General features: G+C 35.2%; 19 protein-coding genes. 10 read left to right on the top strand and 9 right to left on the bottom strand.

Annotated elements, in window-relative coordinates:
* Positions 1 to 19: 19 nt before the first annotated feature.
* The 3 genes from AC2A1G_RS06040 to AC2A1G_RS06030 form a co-directional block, all read right to left on the bottom strand.
* On the bottom strand, positions 20 to 2,281 hold the full coding sequence (locus tag AC2A1G_RS06040) for a glycoside hydrolase family 3 C-terminal domain-containing protein (RefSeq protein ID WP_484046033.1): 2,262 nt from the start codon (positions 2,279 to 2,281) through the stop codon (positions 20 to 22).
* 318 nt (positions 2,282 to 2,599) lie between these two features.
* On the bottom strand, positions 2,600 to 2,974 hold the full coding sequence (locus AC2A1G_RS06035; protein ID WP_484046032.1) for a VOC family protein: 375 nt from the start codon (positions 2,972 to 2,974) through the stop codon (positions 2,600 to 2,602).
* Between the two features lie 108 nt (positions 2,975 to 3,082).
* Positions 3,083 to 4,105: a 3-oxoacyl-ACP synthase III family protein gene (locus AC2A1G_RS06030; protein ID WP_484046031.1), complete on the bottom strand. Its 1,023-nt coding sequence runs from the start codon at positions 4,103 to 4,105 to the stop codon at positions 3,083 to 3,085.
* Between the two features lie 506 nt (positions 4,106 to 4,611).
* On the opposite strand from AC2A1G_RS06030, the gene AC2A1G_RS06025 reads away from it, so the two are divergent.
* From AC2A1G_RS06025 to AC2A1G_RS05990, 8 genes are all read left to right on the top strand, one after another.
* Complete coding sequence (locus tag AC2A1G_RS06025; RefSeq protein WP_484046030.1) at positions 4,612 to 5,511, top strand: magnesium transporter CorA family protein; 900 nt, start codon at positions 4,612 to 4,614, stop codon at positions 5,509 to 5,511.
* A gap of 55 nt (positions 5,512 to 5,566) precedes the next feature.
* The gene (locus tag AC2A1G_RS06020; protein ID WP_484046029.1) at positions 5,567 to 5,941 is read left to right on the top strand and encodes a hypothetical protein; all 375 of its coding nucleotides are present in this window, start codon (positions 5,567 to 5,569) and stop codon (positions 5,939 to 5,941) included.
* 44 nt (positions 5,942 to 5,985) lie between these two features.
* Positions 5,986 to 7,581 carry a patatin-like phospholipase family protein gene (locus tag AC2A1G_RS06015; RefSeq protein WP_484046028.1) on the top strand — a complete coding sequence of 532 codons (1,596 nt, stop codon included), beginning with the start codon at positions 5,986 to 5,988 and terminating at the stop codon, positions 7,579 to 7,581.
* Positions 7,582 to 7,695: 114 nt separating this feature from the next.
* Entirely contained in the window at positions 7,696 to 8,109 is a 414-nt protein-coding gene (locus tag AC2A1G_RS06010) for a hypothetical protein (protein WP_484046027.1), read from the top strand.
* Positions 8,110 to 8,390: 281 nt separating this feature from the next.
* On the top strand, positions 8,391 to 8,885 hold the full coding sequence (locus AC2A1G_RS06005) for a DUF2199 domain-containing protein (protein WP_484046026.1): 495 nt from the start codon (positions 8,391 to 8,393) through the stop codon (positions 8,883 to 8,885).
* Between the two features lie 58 nt (positions 8,886 to 8,943).
* Complete coding sequence (locus AC2A1G_RS06000; protein WP_484046025.1) at positions 8,944 to 9,237, top strand: hypothetical protein; 294 nt, start codon at positions 8,944 to 8,946, stop codon at positions 9,235 to 9,237.
* A 210-nt stretch (positions 9,238 to 9,447) separates the two neighbouring features.
* Entirely contained in the window at positions 9,448 to 9,816 is a 369-nt protein-coding gene (locus tag AC2A1G_RS05995) for a glyoxalase (RefSeq protein ID WP_484046024.1), read from the top strand.
* A 197-nt stretch (positions 9,817 to 10,013) separates the two neighbouring features.
* Positions 10,014 to 10,457 (top strand): hypothetical protein, encoded by a 444-nt coding sequence (locus tag AC2A1G_RS05990; RefSeq protein ID WP_484046023.1) that lies wholly within the window; start codon positions 10,014 to 10,016, stop codon positions 10,455 to 10,457.
* Positions 10,458 to 10,635: 178 nt separating this feature from the next.
* On the opposite strand, the gene AC2A1G_RS05985 is transcribed toward AC2A1G_RS05990, so the two are convergent.
* From AC2A1G_RS05985 to AC2A1G_RS05970, 4 genes are all read right to left on the bottom strand, one after another.
* Positions 10,636 to 11,217, bottom strand: a complete 582-nt coding sequence (locus AC2A1G_RS05985) for a Crp/Fnr family transcriptional regulator (protein ID WP_484046022.1) — start codon at positions 11,215 to 11,217, stop codon at positions 10,636 to 10,638.
* 250 nt (positions 11,218 to 11,467) lie between these two features.
* Positions 11,468 to 12,019 (bottom strand): DNA-3-methyladenine glycosylase I, encoded by a 552-nt coding sequence (locus AC2A1G_RS05980; protein WP_484046021.1) that lies wholly within the window; start codon positions 12,017 to 12,019, stop codon positions 11,468 to 11,470.
* Positions 12,019 to 12,336 (bottom strand): MazG-like protein, encoded by a 318-nt coding sequence (locus tag AC2A1G_RS05975; RefSeq protein WP_484046020.1) that lies wholly within the window; start codon positions 12,334 to 12,336, stop codon positions 12,019 to 12,021. The genes AC2A1G_RS05980 and AC2A1G_RS05975 overlap by 1 nt, the downstream gene beginning before the upstream one ends.
* A gap of 209 nt (positions 12,337 to 12,545) precedes the next feature.
* Positions 12,546 to 13,445, bottom strand: a complete 900-nt coding sequence (locus AC2A1G_RS05970; protein WP_484046019.1) for an EamA family transporter — start codon at positions 13,443 to 13,445, stop codon at positions 12,546 to 12,548.
* A gap of 125 nt (positions 13,446 to 13,570) precedes the next feature.
* Here AC2A1G_RS05970 and AC2A1G_RS05965 point away from each other — a divergent pair, with 125 nt between their 5' ends.
* Positions 13,571 to 14,080 (top strand): hypothetical protein, encoded by a 510-nt coding sequence (locus AC2A1G_RS05965; RefSeq protein WP_484046018.1) that lies wholly within the window; start codon positions 13,571 to 13,573, stop codon positions 14,078 to 14,080.
* Positions 14,081 to 14,122: 42 nt separating this feature from the next.
* On the opposite strand, the gene AC2A1G_RS05960 is transcribed toward AC2A1G_RS05965, so the two are convergent.
* On the bottom strand, positions 14,123 to 14,653 hold the full coding sequence (locus tag AC2A1G_RS05960) for an NAD(P)H-dependent oxidoreductase (protein ID WP_484046017.1): 531 nt from the start codon (positions 14,651 to 14,653) through the stop codon (positions 14,123 to 14,125).
* A 91-nt stretch (positions 14,654 to 14,744) separates the two neighbouring features.
* Between AC2A1G_RS05960 and AC2A1G_RS05955 the strand changes: the two genes are divergently transcribed.
* Complete coding sequence (locus tag AC2A1G_RS05955; protein WP_484046016.1) at positions 14,745 to 15,107, top strand: winged helix-turn-helix transcriptional regulator; 363 nt, start codon at positions 14,745 to 14,747, stop codon at positions 15,105 to 15,107.
* A 40-nt stretch (positions 15,108 to 15,147) separates the two neighbouring features.
* On the opposite strand, the gene AC2A1G_RS05950 is transcribed toward AC2A1G_RS05955, so the two are convergent.
* A complete protein-coding gene (locus AC2A1G_RS05950; protein ID WP_484046015.1) occupies positions 15,148 to 16,725 on the bottom strand; it encodes a DHA2 family efflux MFS transporter permease subunit in 1,578 nt (525 codons plus the stop codon).
* Positions 16,726 to 17,311: the final 586 nt, after the last annotated feature.

Genomic DNA, 17,311 nt, shown 5'->3' with positions numbered 1-17,311 from the left:
TAATCAATTGAAGAAAGTTTTATTTTAAAGTAAATTTTACTTTTGTTTTAATATTGTCTGAAGAATTTCCGATTTGCGCTTCAAAATCCCCAGGTTCGGCTACCCATTGGTGTTTTTCGGCATCGAAGAAACTCAAAGCTTCTTTGTCTATCGTTAAAGTCACTTCTTTTTCTTCACCCGGATTTAAAAATACTTTTTCAAAACCTTTTAATTCTTTTTCAGGTCTTAAAACGGATGATTTTTTGTCTGAAATATAAAGCTGAACCACTTCCGCTCCTGCTCTTTTACCCGTATTTTTAACTTTTACCGTAAAACTGATTTTATCATTTTGCGAAATTGTGCTTTTGTCGGATGTTGCTTTTCCAAATTCAAACGTAGTATAACTTAAACCATGACCGAAACTGAATAACGGCTTAATTTTTTTGGTATCGTGCCATCTGTAACCCACCAAAATACTTTCATTATAGGTAATATTGATAGGATTTTGCTGATCTTTTCCTTTTCCGGAAGCCAATTCTTCTTTATTTCCCGGATATTCTCCCAAAGTGTGTGCAGAATTATCTTCTAATTTCACAGGAAAAGTAAACGGAAGTTTTCCTGAAGGATTTGCGTCTCCCGCCAAAACAGATGCGATAGAATGTCCGGATTCTGAACCTAAATACCAAGCCTGAACAACGGTAGGAACCTCTTTGATCCAAGGCATCGCAACTGCGTTTCCTGAAACCATTACCACTGCAAGGTTTTTATTGGCTTTTGCTAAAGCTGAAATCACCTGATCTTGGTTGTAAGGTAATCCGTAGCTTTTTCTGTCGTTTCCTTCGCTATCCTGGAAGTCAGCTTTATTTAAACCTCCTACAAAAATTACGTAATCAGAATTTTTTGCAAGCTCTACAGCTTCTTTTAAAATTTCGTCTGCCGAGCGGTTATCTTTTAAATCCTGACCAGATTTTACACCATTGTACTCACCTCCTACATCGCCAACGTAGCCTCTTGCAAAACTTACATCAGAATTTTTTCCAAATCTTGCTTTGATACCTTCCAGTGGAGAAATTTCATATTTAGCTTTTAAAGAAGATGAACCTCCGCCGACAGTCATCATTTTAATGGCGTTTTCACCGATGACAGCGATTTTTTTGGCACTATTTAAATTAATAGGAAGTACATTTTTATCATTTTTAAGCAAAACAATTCCTTCCTCTCCTATTTCTTTGGCAACGGCTTTGTGATTTTCAGAACCTATATTTCCGAAAGGTTTATTTTTATTTAAAGTGGTTTTATAAGCTAAATTCAGAATTCTTGTGACTTTATCATCCAATTCTGTTGTGCCTATTTTTCCTGCCTTAATCAATTTTAAATATGGATATGCCAGATAATAGTTGTCATAAGCATTTGAAGTTCCTTCAGAAAGACCGTTTGTCCAGCTTCCGAATTCCATATCCAAACCATTTTTGATGGCTTGTTCGGTATTGTTTACAGCACCCCAATCGGATACAACAACGCCTTTATAATTCCATTCCTTTTTCAGAATATCATTCAAAAGATATTGGTTTTGACTGGCGTACTGATTTTTGTACATATCATAAGCTCCCATAATCGTCCAAGAATCACCTTCTGTAACTGCGGCTTTAAAAGGCGGAAGGTAAATTTCATACAAAGCTCTGTCATCAACAATCACATTACTCGTATGACGGAACATTTCCTGATTATTCAGCGCAAAATGCTTCACAGAAGTCGCAACACCATTCGACTGCACTCCTTTTATATAAGGAACCACCATTTTTGAGGTGAGATAAGGATCTTCACCCATGTACTCGAAGTTTCTTCCGTTGAGAGGTGTTCTGTAGATATTAACTCCAGGACCCAGAATAATATCTTTTTTACGGTAACGAGCCTCTTCTCCAAGGGCTTTACCGTAATTCCATGACATATTTTTGTTCCAGGTTGCTGAAAGAGCGGTAAGTGCAGGATAAGCGATGATGGAGTCGTTCGTCCAACCCGCCTGATCCCATTCGTCCCATTTTACTTCTGCTCGCACCCCGTGAGGGCCGTCTGCAGTCCAAAATTCTGGAATTCCTAAACGGGGAACTCCCGCTGAGCTGAATTTAGACTGTGCATGAAGCATAGCTATTTTTTCCTCAAGCGTCATTCTTGATAATGCGTCTTTTACTCTTTGCTCAACAGGTTTTGAGTCATCAAGATAAATTGGTATCGTTTTGTTCTGCGAAAATGCAGAAGCTGAAAGTAGTATTGAAAAACTAAATAGAGCAGCTTTTTTGATCATAAATCTTTTAGTTTGAATTGGTAACAAATTTAAGAAAATAAAAATCATTAACTCATATTGAGACAATAATTTTAACTTTTTATTTAATAATTAAATTAGAAATGGATCAAAAAAATCTCTTCAAAAGATTTGAAGAGATTTTAGTGTCTATATATTTAATGATTGTCCTTAATTACTAATGACTTAGTTATTAACGGTTTGATTGTCATTCTGTATCTAAATTAATTTATTTTCAGTGTGTTGAGATTCCTACGGAATGACAAAATAACTGTTAATTTAGTTTTATGCTTAAAAACGGACAGTCGTTATATATTTCGTTTAATCTATCGGTTCCCAAAGCTGAATTTTGTTGTTTTCAAGATCTAAAATATGGACGAATTTTCCATAATCATAAGTCTGAATTTCATCTAAAATTTTCACATTTTCTTTTTTGAGTTCTTCCACCAATAATTCGAGATTATCTACACGGTAATTGATCATAAATTCCTTTTGGGAAGGCTCAAAATATTCTGTATTTTCTGCAAAAGGAGTCCATTGTGTAGTTGCTGTTTTGTCGGTTCCTTTATCTTTCCACTGGAAACTTACGCCATACGGACTTGTCTCCAAACCAAGGTTTTTCTTATACCAATCGTTGACTGCGTTGGTATCTTTAGCTTTAAAAAATATTCCGCCGATGCCTGTTACTTTTTTCATTTGTTGCTGGATGTTGGATGTTTTATGTTGGATGTTTTATGATGGATGTTAGATGTTGGATGTTAGATGTTGGATGTTGGGTGCTTGGTGTTGGATGATGGATTTATTTTAATATTGAAATAAAACACTTCCCCAGGTAAAACCACTTCCGAAAGCGGAAAGGAGAACTAAATCCCCTCTTTTGATTTTGCCCAATTCTATCGCCTCGCTTAAAGCAATCGGAATAGAAGCCGCCGTTGTGTTTCCGTACTTCTGAATATTGTTGTGGATTTTTTCATCCGGCAAACCAAATTTCTGCTGTACAAACTGGGCAATTCTCAAATTCGCCTGATGCGGAATGAACATATCTAAATCTTCAATGGTTTTCCCAGCTTTATTCAATGCTTCCTGCATGGTTTCCGGAAATCTTGTAACGGCATGTTTGAAAACAAAATTACCGTTCATAATTGGATAAACTTCTTTGTTGGTAACATTTTCCGGTTCAAGTCTCATTCTGTCGCTCCAGCCAAATTTAGAACCCGGAAACTGAGTACACAGTTCATCTGCATATTTCCCTTCAGAATGCATATTCATCGCTAAAATATCTCCGGCATTTTCATCTTCCGTTGCTGAAAGGACAATCGCTCCTGCCCCATCTCCGAAAATAACAGAAACTCCTCTTCCTTCATCAGAAAAATCAAGTCCGAAAGAATGAACTTCTGCTCCTACAACCAAAATATTTTTATAAGTACCTGATTTAATGAAAGCATTTGCCACACTCATTGCATAGACAAATCCTGAACATTGGTTTCTGACATCCAAAGCACCGATGGTATCACAACCTAACATGTCTTGTAATAAAACGCCACATCCCGGAAAATAATAATCCGGTGAAAGCGTTGCGAAAATAATATAATCGATATCTTTTGGAGTTAATCCTGCATTTTCAATGGCTTTTTCGGAAGCTTTAAAACCTAGATAAGCGGCGGTTTCCTGAGAATCATTGCGGTTGGCACGGTGTCTTCTCTCTTTAATTCCGGTTCTTTCCGTAATCCACTCGTCATTGGTGGTCATTAGTTTTGCTAAATCATCATTGGTGACAACGTTATCCGGAACATGAAACCCTATTCCTTTTATTGTACTTTTAATCATGTTGTTTTTTTATTTTGGTAAAGATAAAATTTATTTGATACATAATAGATTGAGGCAAAATTTAGGGTTTAGGGTTTAGGGTTTAGGGTTTAGGGTTTAGGGTTTAGGGTTTAGGGTTTAGGGTTTAGGGTTTAAAATTACGACCTTTTATAAATTGAACTACTTAAAACTTCTTACTAAACAATTAAACAACTAACCAATTAAACAATTAATCGATTAACCACTAAACTAATCAGGGTTTAGGTTTTAACAGATCCCAAAGTAATTAAAAATTTATCTGTCTAAATTTTAGTTAGTATTAAGAGTCTGTTTAAATTTCATCAAAATTATTGCCCCAACCCTAAAGGGAGTAATTTTGATGAAATTTTCAAGTAATTTTTGCTCCCTTTAGGGTTGGAGTAGACAAAAATTACTTGATAATGAAGATTTGAATAATTTTTAATCGACCTCTAAATTCTTACTCATTTCAATATATCTTTGTTTTTAAATATCATTACTTTTATAGTATGCCAATAGAAACGATTTACCGGGATAAAAACTGCGAATGGATTGACGTAGAATCGCCCACTGAAGAAGATTTGAAATTCCTTCATGAAAGGTATGAAATCAACAATCTTTTGCTGGAAGACACGATGGATCCCAATCACCTTCCTAAATACGAAAAAGACGGGAACATTCATTTTTTCCTATTGAGGGAAAGTACCGAGCAGGAAAGAAAAAATCTCAACACAATAAGTGATATCAGTACGAAAATCGGGATTTTCATATTTAATGAAACCATCATCACCGTACACAGGATGAAAACCAAAAGCATTCTGCAGACCAAAAAACAGCTCAGTATGGGAAAAGATGAATGCAGCCCGGCAAAAATTGCACTTTATCTCACGCTTCTGATTATGAAAAGTTTTGATGATGAATCAATAAGCCTTCTCGAAACAATGGATAATTTTGAAAACGAAATTTTCCTTAAAAATACCAACCACACCAACCAGCTGAGAAGACTGTACCGCCTGAAAAGAAAATCCGGATTGAATTCAAGGGTTTTGTCGATTTCTACTGACGCTATTGATAAATTTAAACTGCTAAACCTTCAGGATTCTGAAATTCAGGATTTGAAAGATAAGCACAAAGATGTGGTTGCCGATTTTGACCATCTGAATGCTCAGATTACTAACTTAATTTCCATGTTTCTGGCGTTGTCTGATCAAAAAGCCAACCAGGTGATGAAAGTTTTGGCAATTTATTCGGTTTACTTCTTACCAATCACATTTATTGCCGGTCTTTACGGGATGAATTTTGACAATATGCCGGAACTGCACACCAAACATGGCTATTTTTATACTTTGGGAGGTATGGCTGTGATTGTGATCTGTACTTTTATCTATGCGAGGAGGAAGCAGTGGTAATCAACTACGGTTGTTAGATTAAAACTACATCATTCAAATCTTCAAACATTATAATATGAGGAACCAAAAAAATTTAAGAATCGAATTTGTCCTGATTATATTATTTTTCTCATTGATTTCCTGTGGTAAAACAATAACTGTCAACGATAAATTAGAAATTAGCAAATGGAATGATGAGGGTTATTCATTAAATTTTAATAACCATGATAACTGGCTGGGTGTTGTTCGGCCAGATATTACAAGTTATGATTTACAGAATAATATTTTAATTTTAGAAAGAGCATCTGAAAATGAAATTACAGATTACTATGTGATTAATCTTGATTCTCTAAATCATGCAAAAGATTTAACAGACAGCACATTAAGTAAGAAAGAGTTTAAAAATAAAATAAATCGATTAAAAATTAATTATAATCCAAAAAAATTATAGGTAACATATTAACTAAGGAATAGCATTAAACACCATACCAAATCATGAAAACAGAAATTTTAAACAAAATCCTTGAAGACGAAACCCTCTCTTCAGAATCAAAAGAAAAATTCAAAGCTTTACACGAAAACATTTCCAGTAAAGAATTTTCTGATCTTCTCGATGCCACCGGAAATCAATATGTAGAATTTGTACAGGAAGGCGGCGGCGTTTGGGGTAGCGCTCTTGTAGGCTATCTTTACGGACTCGAAATCTTCGGGATCCGTTTTCTGAAAGTTGCGGGAACGAGTGCCGGAGCCATCAACACCATGCTTATCGCTACCTGTAAAGAGAAAGAAGATGCCAAAAGCGATGTCATTAAAGACATTCTTTTCAACTGGGATTTTTCAGATTTTATGGATGGGAAAGATTATGTGAAAACCACCATCCACTCGATTCTCAACAACAAACATTTTCTACAAACCAATTTTATCCTCTGTGGAATTCTCCTGCTGATCCTGGTTATCGCCCCTTTTGCCATCCCTACCGGAAGTATTTTCTACACCAAACTTCTATTTCTGCTTCCGATTATTCCTCTAATCATCGCATTTCTTTACCTTAGAAAACTCTACAGAGATTTCAAAAAAAACAACAGCGGACTGAATCCCGGAAATACTTTTCTCGAAAAAATGACCGACGTGACCCGTGCATTCGGTATAAAAACCGTCGCCGAACTCAACAGAAAATTCGCACAAAAAGAGCACAACCTCAATCTCAATTACCGCTACGGAAACAGCTCAGAATACTACAACCTCGCCTTGGCAAGCATTGAAAAAATAAAAACCGACTTCTCCCAACCCGAAAATCATATCGATGAAACCCGCTATCGGCTCTTCTACGAAAGTGCCAAAAACAACGACTATTACAAAACCAATCCTTTTTATCTTCTTAAATCTGAATATGTAGTTATCACCACCGATATTTCTGCAAAAATAAAGGTCGAACTTCCCAGAATGGCAAATTTATACTGGTCTGAAGAAGAATTAAAACACATCAGTCCGGCTGAGTTTGTGCGCGCCTCGATGTCGGTACCCTTTTTTTTTGAGCCGATGAAGAAAACCGTCAATTCCCAAGACGACTCTGTAAAATATGCCTGGAAATACTGGCTAAACATCGCACCGGAAGACATCTACCCGACCGGAATTTTCATTGATGGCGGCAGCCTTTCCAATTTTCCCGTTGACCTTTTCCACAACAACGATGTTTTTTATCCGAGACTTCCGATTTTTGGGGTAAAACTGACCAGCGATTCTGATATGCTCACCGACAAAGAACATACTTCAGACGAAATTCTGAAAACTCCCCTTTCATTTGCCGGAAATATCATCAGCACCATGAAAGGTTTTAACGACAAAACTTTCCTCACCAAATACAGTTTCTACGAAATCTACAGCATACAATCGGTAAACTGTGGCAAAAGCAACTGGCTGAATTTCTTTATGAAAAAAGAAGAAAAAGAAGATCTTTTCAACAGAGGTTTTCAGGCAGCCTTAGATTTCCTCAACACCTTCGACTGGGAGAAATATAAATATGAAAGAATGATTGTCTCGATGAAAGACAAAAAGATTTTGAAAGAGATGGATACGCCGACTGTGGGGTGAGTTTTTTTGAGTTGGAGCGTTGGAGTGTATGAGTGTTTTTAGAAATGTTTTTTTAAGTTTAACTCATAGACCTTACCCTATTTTTCTAAATTGCGGATTTTAACCAGAACAAAAATGAAATTGTACTTAGACATTGATGGCGTTTTATTAACTTCTAAACAAACAAAGGCAGCAGCAAATGCAGAGGAACTAATAATATTTGCAGTGCAAAACTTCGATTGTTATTGGTTGACTACGCATTGCAAAGGAAATGCAGATCAAGCTTTAAACTATCTGAAAAATTATTTTCCGAGCAATATTGCTGATGTTTTAAGAAAAGTAAAAGCAACAAATTGGGACACATTAAAAACCGAAGGGATTGATTTTAGTTCAAACTTCATTTGGTTAGATGATTATCCCTTAAACGCTGAAAAGTTAATTCTCGAAAAAAACAATACTCTTACGAATTTAATTGAAGTCAATTTAAATAACGAAAATGAATTATTGAATGTAGTACAAAAATTAAAAACTGTTCTTATCGAAAAATAGCTGATTTAATTTCTAATAAAAGAAGTAGTTTCTCCTTGCTGGTGCGAGCGTCTCGCTCGTACCCATTATCAGCTTATATTGTGGACACAAGCGGGACGCTTGCGCCAGCAAATGATTAAAATTTTCTAACAATACAATATTTCCCGTTCCTCTCTCTAACAATTCAGGTTTAGGTTTAGGTTTAGGTTTAGGTTTAGGGAAATTATTAAATTTAAAACTATCCAAGAAAATTTACTTTTAAAATAAATCATCATTAACTTTGATTCTTAAATAAACTAAAAATGAAATTCATCTGTGAATGCTGTGGAGAAGAAAAAGAAGAATGGCCTGCAATAGCCTACAACTCGCCTTCACCTTACACTAATCTTACAGAACAGGAAGAAAAGAATTCTGAACTGACTTCAGATTTATGTATTATCAGATATGATGATGAAACATGCTATTTTATCAGAGCTGTTCTTATACAAAATGTGATTGACAGCTGTCAGAATCTTGAATACGGAGTTTGGGCTTCTTTAAGCGAGAAAAGTTTTAATGATTATGTGGAAAATTATGATAATAAAGATTTCACTACGGTCTATTTTGGATGGCTTGCCAATTACATTCCCGGCTATGATTACGATTCAATCCCAACCAATGTTGAAGTTGATAATTCATTAGGTAGACCATTAATTCTTCCGCACAGTTCTCATGAAAATACTTTTGTAAAAGACTGCTATGACGGTATTTCTTTAAAAGAAGCAGAAAGAAGAATAGATTCTGTTCTGAATAGATAACTGAAATATTTTAATCAACTTTTACAGAATAATCCTTTTAAAATAAATCTATAAAATCATGATTCAATTAAACATTCATTGTAAGCCAACAAAAGAAAATATTGAATTTTACGAGAATATTATGGGGGCGTACGCTGTAATTTTTATCGATTATAAAGATTACGAAGGTGCATTTGAACTTGCAAAATTCTACATTACAAAGGATAATTGGGAGATAATTGAAATTGAAGATGAATATCTGGAATTGGAAACCAAAGTAAATTTTGATGAAGATTATTTAGAGTGTTATGATGAAGCTAAGAAATATGGTTATTCACTAATATATAATCTCTACGAAACTGATGATGAATAGTCCTAAAAAATTCTGTCCATTACACCGTTAGCGCAAGCGTCACGCTTGTAGTTCCAAAACAGCAATGAGCTTGAAACCTGTAACACCTTTGAAATCTACGCATTACAAATCTTGGTTTAGATTCCTACGGAATGACAAATAAACTGTAAAAGCTAAGTTATTATCTGTTTCTTACATTCATTTAATATATATATTCACAATTAATAAATCATGCAGGAAAAACTCAACCTCCGACAATCTTTAAACATCCTAATATCAGAAAACATCACTGCAACAGAAAGGTTTCAAAACCAAACCCTGCGTCCTATTTTAAAATTACAGAATGATTTGTTTGTTGATTTTTTCAGGAATTATATTTCAAAACAAAGTGGTGATTTCGATTCTTTATCAACCCTGAAAAAACACAACTATATTGAGCAAACTTTACAAAAAGATGCCTCCCTCAAAAATGTTTTTATAGGAATGTGTATTGGTATGTTTACTTTAGAAGAAATTACGATTTACCATTCTGACAGCAAAACTTTCAATAAAAGAATTATTGCGATGCTTATCGAAAGGTTAAAAGATCAGATAAAATAATCTCCCACTTTTACACTTCTCTTTATTATAATTGGCAAAGGCAATTCTCTTGTAGTAAATTGAGGTTATTTAAGAAAATCCCCTAAAAGGGCTATTTCTCCACCTGCTTTATTTATTTAGTTTTGATGAAAACATTTAGGGAAAAAAAAATGATATTATTAAGACCTGAAAACATTAAAATTTTAAATTCAATAAAAATGAAAAAACTTCTAACCTTTTTTGTAATGGCATTTGCCGTAAGTTTCTCACATGCCCAAAGTGTCTCAGACAATCTGAAGTGGCTGAAGAAAAATGAGAAAAATATGACCAAGATAAATACTTCGGGAGGTATATATGCAGCATTTAAACCAAAAATAGAATTCACAACAGATAAAATAAGGGTTTATACAAAAGAGAAACAGGCGGAAATTTTATGGGAGAAGCTTAATGAAATTATTGTAACAACCTACCCTGGAGGTAAAACAACGAGTCTCTCTATGGATTCTGATGAACAGCATATCACGTTTGACTGTGATAAAGATAAATGTAGTGATATGGCACAGAAAATCGGTCAGGTAGCTATTGCATTTGGAGGAAAAACACAGCTATATACCAGAGATTTAAGCAAGATAACTTCTGAAGATGTGTTTGGTCGTAAGTAAAACAGATTATAGATTACACTTTATAAGCAGTTGGTGCAATCGTCTTGCATGTGTCCATTAATTGCAGTATGGACACATGCAGGATATTTGCGTCAGCATGTTTTTTTTTGATGATTGTTAACGGGAAATTTTGCTTAAAATTTCATTCAAATAAAATTTAAGCAGGCTTTTAAAATGATCATTTCTGCGAATTTTCTTTTTCTTCAAAAGCCTTCATCGCACGGTTCAGGCTTCGCATGGTAATTCCAAAATAGGCAGCCATATCGTCTTTAGACATTTTCATTTCTTTAGCTCTTTCATCGAGAAGTTGGGCTAAAGTAGTTTCTTTATGGTGCAGTTTCTGATAAGAAGCCCTGGTGGAACTGTTCACAATACGTTCTGCAAAAACAGCGACTAAAAGTTTGTTGAAATTTGGATCATTTTTTATCAGTTCCTGAAAGTATGGAATAGACATTGAATACGCTGAAACCTCAGTAATAGCATCGATACTGCAGATACAGGGAACATTTTTTACCACTTCTATTTCGCCCAGAATTTCGCCTTTTCCTAAAAATTCTACGATATATTCTGTACCGTTTTCCTGAATGAAAAAACATTTGGTAATTCCGGTTTTTACAAGCATAATCTCTGTAGAAACATCATTCTGAATAAACAGATGATCATCTTTTTCGAATGATTTTAAAAGAATATTCCCTTCATGTTCCTCACTCGTGTACAGTTTGTCTAAATATTCTAAAAAAGGCTGATTGGTTCTTAACATAATGTCTCAGAAATCTTAAAATGGTATTCTATTTTCGTCTCCTAAAATTACAATTTCTAAAATAAACTCAATGTGAATAATCGCTTAAAAAAATCTTTAATTAAAACACATCTTAGACGCTAAATTTTAATTAGTGGTTAATTGTTTAGTTGTTTAATAGTAAAGTATAAGTACTTCAAATTTTAAAAGTTCTTAATTTTAAGTCTTAAACCTTAAACCTTAAACCTTAAACCTTAAACCTTAAACAAAATTAAATCTCCCTCCACTTCGGCTTTGCTTTCAAAACTTCCTGATGAATGGCGCAGGTCTCAGCGTGGGCACCTTTCAGCCAGCCGGTGCTCATCAGAAACTCATTTACAATTTCTCCGCCAGTGAATTTGAATGTTTTCTTGAAGAGTTTCATCCATTCCTGTAAGGTTTTAGGATGGTTGCTTTCGAGCCATTTTTCGAAAGAACCAAATTCTTTCTGAAGCTCGATAATAGTTTTTGCGTTTTCAATGGCAGCGTTTACCTTTAATTTATTTCTGATAATTCCGGGGTCTGCCAGCAATCTTTCATGGTCTTCTTCAGTATAAGCCGCAACTTTTTGAATATTAAAATTATCATACGCTTTTCTGAAACTTTCTTCTTTTTTAAGAATCGTTTCCCAGCTCAAACCTGCCTGATTGATTTCCATAATTAATCTTCCAAACAGTTCGTTGTCATCATGAATAGGGAAACCGTAATGGTTGTCGTGATACTTTTTGTGCAGCTCTTTTCTGCTTTCGGGCTGCATATTTTCGATGGCTGAACAGTAACTCATTAGAAAAGGTTTTCGGTTTTGGTTAAAAATTTGTCTAAAGCTTCTTTGAGGTCAATTCCGGAGCGGTCTGCCAATACAATGAGCCACCAGATATTTTCTCCTAATTTGTGTTCCAGTTCTTCAGCGGCATTCTTCTTCGACCATGTTTTTTCGTGGGACATTACGTTTCTGCCCACCAGTCCGGCATCGGTAAGATAAGCTAAAGCATCCTGCTCTAGAGTCCATTCGCTTCCGTTTTGCTGAACTTCGAGTTGATGGTACTTTTCTCTGATAGCTAAAGAGCGTTCCACAATTTTATCGAAATTATTCTGATCCATATTTGATTTTAATAGGATAAAGATAAGGCAAACTGCTGACAACTGTTTGTCAGGAGAAATTTAAATGATTAAAGATGTCTCCGCAGAATTTATTTTAAACGCAAAGGCAACAAAGGTTTTCATAAAATCTGATAAAAATTAAGACAGACAATGCCACTTCGTTTAAGAATGAAATACAAAGATTTTAAATTACTTTTTAAAAGTAAAACTTAGGCAATTTCAGTTTTCTTCAAACCAAAAATTTCTTTTCCATTAAAAACAATTACAGCGACAAAGATGATTGAGTAAGCTAAAATCTGTACAAAATCAAGCTTCTCATGATAGACAGCTCCTGCGAGAATAAAAGCGATGATGGGATTGATATTCAAAATCATCCCTACTTTTGAAGAAGCTATACCAGACAGAGCATACAAATTGAGAAGTAAAGGAACAATGGTGTACATCACGGCAATGATTTCAATAAAAACATAAAACTTAATTTCCGTAGGAACCGCTCCCGAATACGAAGGAAAAAATGGTAACAAAATCAATGATGCCAAAATCATGTGAAAATTGAGCACCAAAAATTTATCAAATTTCGTATTCGTGCTTTGTACAATAAGGTAACACGCATAAGTAGAACCAATGAGACTGCTGTACAACATATCTAAAAGGTTGGAATATGAAAGTAAAACACATCCGACAGCACTAAGAAATACCGAAAGCCACTGAAGTTTTGAAAGTTTGTCTTTAAGAATAAAAAATGCAAGAATAGTTGTGATAATCGGGCAAACCAAATAAGCAACAGATGTAGCACGAACACTTATATGATTCATCACATAGATAAAAGAAAACCAGTTTCCTGTGAGCAAAATGCTGCTGAGAATATTTAAACCTATTACTTTTTGCTTCTGGTTTTTGGCCAGATTTTTAAAATATTTCAGGTTTTCTTTCAACTTTGATTTTCTGAAAAGCACCGTTACCACCGTCATAATTATTGCACAGCTGAAAACTCTGTAAAACAGAATATCCAATGATGGATAAGAATGCAGCGGCTTTAAAACCAAACTGAATGTTCCCCATAATGAGAAGGCGGTAATGGCGGCGAGATAATATTTCAGGTTGTTCAAGGTAAAGTAAAGGTATTTATTGCTTTAAAGTGAGACAAAGATAATGAATGTTAGAAAATTTAAGTTTAAAAATAAATTGGTTGAAGAAGATTATTTTGTATTTTTAATTACCAAAACAAACCATTATGAAAAACTCAATTTCTACATTTTTAATTGTGACACTGTGCAGTTTCGGAATTACTGCTAACGCTCAGAAAATTTCCGATGGCGAAACAGTTGACATCAACGGAATGAAAGTCAGTTTTAATATTATGAACAAAGAAAGTGTTCAGGCTGGGGGAAAAACTTTTGACCGGTATAAAGTCGCTGCGTCTGTAAGAAATACATCCGACAAATCTTACAACATCAGATTAACCTCTTATCCTCAAATCGTTATGGATACTGGTATTGTAGAACTTGACTGCATGAATGCTACCGGAGCAAAACTGACCTCAAAAAAAATTCAGCTTAAAATGAAAGCCCAGATGATCAACGTTTCCTACTCGGCTTACGATAAATCCGGAAAATCAGTAACCAATATTCTTCCAGTCATTGGAAGCTATTATTTTGATACCGGAGATACGATAAGTGATGATGCTATCTTTATTGTTCCGCAGGGAGAAAAGCCGGAAGTGACTGTGAGGAGTTTAAGGTAAAAATCAACAAAAATCTCTGAAAAATTTCAGAGATTTTTGTTTTTACAGATTATCAATAAAATCCAGATACTGCGGAACACTTCTTTCAATCCATTCTTTAGAAACATTATGTTCTAAACCATAGTAGACAAAAGGTTTCTGGTAATCTGCTTTTACGTATTCAAAACTGAGTTCGAAAGGTCTTGTGAATTCAATCACGGTATGTCTGTATTTTCCATCAGCCTTAAAATCTTCATCATCAACACCTGCTGATATTGCCAGAGCAACTTTTTTTCCTCCAACTTTATATCCGCTTTTGCTTCCATACGCCCAACCGTGCAACAAAACTTCGTCAAACCATTTTTTCAAAAGAGACGGGCTGCTAAACCAATAAAAAGGAAACTGAAAAACAATTTTATCATAAGCTTCGACGAGTTCCTGTTCTTTTTTAACATTTATAATTTCGTCCGGATAGGATTTGTACAGCTCATGAACCACATACTTTTCGGGAAATTTATTTAACTCTTCCAGCCATCTTCTGTTGATTAAAGATTCTTCCATTTTTGGATGAGTTACTATTACTAATGTTTTCATATTCTAAAAATTTCTTTTACAAAAATAATAGGTGTAACTTACATTTCCGACATTAGCCACCAATTGTACGGTACTATAAAAAATGTAAGTAATGACTAAAATAAAAGAAACCTCAACCAACTTTGCCAATAAAAAAGCCCTTGTAGAAGAGTGTCCGGAGCTTTACGCTTCTAAACTGATTGGCGGACAATGGTCTCTCGCCATCTGCAGTTATTTAATTAACGGAAAACTTAGATTTGGTGAGCTCAGAAAAAGTCTTGGAAATATTACTGAAAGAATGCTTACGCTTCAGCTCAGAAAACTGGAGGAAGATAAAATTATCACAAGAACCGTGTATGCAGAAGTTCCGCCAAGAGTGGAATATGAGCTGACTGAGATTGGCTACAAATTAAAACCTGTAATCGAGGAATTGGATAAATGGGGAACGATGCATAAGGCAAGTATTGAAAATTAGAAACAAAAAAAACCTCTGAAAATGTTCAGAGGTTTATATTTTAATGCATCGCGTCGCTTAAATCAATTTTCTCTTTGCTTTTTCTTTCTCTTACAAATAAGATGAAAGGAATACAAACCAGAAAGATGACACCGAGATAGAGGAATACATCCATGTACGATAAAACGGCAGCCTGCTTCGTTACGGAAAGATCCAGAATTTTGTAGGCAGATTTTTCGGCTACATCAGAAGCCATTCCTTTAGACATAAAACTGGCTTTCAAACCTTGCAATCTTTGCTGTACGTTGAAACTGTTTTCATCTAAATGAGATAGTAGGTTGACTCTGTGTTTCTGGCTTTCATTGGCAATAAATGTGGTGATAGCTGCAATTCCGAAAGAACCTCCGAGCTGTCTCATCATTCCTGTGAATGCTGCTCCCTGACCGATTTCCTGACCTTTTAACGTACTTAATGAAAGTGATGTGATTGGGATAAACAATAAGCCAAGCCCCATTCCTCTTACAATTAACATCCAGAAAAAGGCGTCTTTGCTGGTGTCTGGTGTTAAAATTTTATAGCCCCAGAAACTGTAAATAAAGAAGATCAGTAAGCCGAGTGCCACCAAAATCTGCTGTTTGGCACCTTTGGTTAAAAGTTTTCCGATAATCGGCATCATAAAAGCGGTCGTCAAAGCAGCAGGAATCATCAAAGCTCCAGACTGAAGCGCTGTCCAACCCAAAATACTTTGCGTATATAAAGGAACAACGAAGGTAGAACCGTACAAACCGAATCCTAAAACGAAGGACATAATGGTTCCTATCCGGAGATTTCCGTTTTTCAAAACACGGAGTTCAACGATGGGATATTTGTACGTGAGCTCGCGCCAGAGAAATAAAATAAATCCTAAAATGGCCGCCGCAGTGAAAAATACAATCATACCGCTTTCAAACCAGTCTTCTTCATGACCTCTTTCCAAAATAAACTGGAGCGAACCTACTGTAATTGCCAAGAGTATAATCCCAAGAAAATCGACATCTGAGGCTTTCCTTTTTTCGGCAAATTTCGGACTTCTCACAAACTGAAGCGTCATTAAAGTCGCCGCAATCCCAATCGGAATATTGATATAAAATATATACGGCCAGCTGTAATTGTCTACAATATAACCTCCCAATGGCGGACCTAAAGTAGGACCGATAATTACCCCCAAACCATAAATTGCCTGTGCCATACTTCTCTTTTCGATAGGATAAGATTCGGTAATGATGGTTTGTGAAGTTACCAAAAGTGCTCCCCCGCCAATACCCTGCATCAGTCTGAAGAACACAAGTTCCCAAATGTTGGTGGCGTTTCCGCAGAGAAACGAGCAGATGGTGAAAATCACGATGGAAGCGGCAAAATAGTTTCTACGCCCAAACTGTTGAGACAGCCAGCTCGTCATCGGCACTACGATTACGTTTCCGATGGCATAGGCCGTAATCACCCATCCTACTTCAGAAAGTGTAGCTCCCATGTTTCCCTGCATATCGTGCAAAGCCACATTTACAATCGTGGAATCTACAATCTCGAGCAGTGCACAGAGAATCGCCGTAATGGTAATAATTACCCTTCTGGCTCCGTATTCTACTAATGAATCTTGCATTGAATTTTTTAATTTTTTTTAAAAGATTAAGGTTGAGGCTAAGGTTAAGGCTAAGGTTAAGAATTTAGCACTCATCTTTCTGTTTTTATAATCTTTCTTGAATTTTTAAGAAAAAGTGAATTGTCAGTTTTTATCTTCTCCATTATCAATTTTAGTCTGCCTCATTTCCAGTTTCATGACCGACTTTCTTCTACATAAGCATTCTTCCCAATCGGTTCCAGCTTCATATTCTTCTGTTTTTGAATTTCCTCTTCAAAACCGACAATTCAATATTTAATTTACCAGTGTAACAATTTACCAATCGCAAAGCATTGTTACATTGCTAGATTGTTAAATTGTTACATTGGTAAAAGTGAATTATCAATATTTAATCAACTTCATGGTCAATAGTCTTCTGCATAATTCAATCTTCATAAAACCTTCACAAAATCCCGCAACATTTTCAACATGATCCTTCCTCATCATTTACCATTGACTTGCCTCTGCAAAATTGACAATTCACTTATATTTTTTAAGCTTCAGTAAAAAAGTTATACACTTCTCACTTGACTCTTTTTACTTTTTACCTGGCTCTTTTCCTTGCCTC

Source organism: Chryseobacterium sp. HNCC26DJ240, from assembly GCF_057180485.1.
This window is presented reverse-complemented; position numbering and strand designations above follow the sequence as displayed.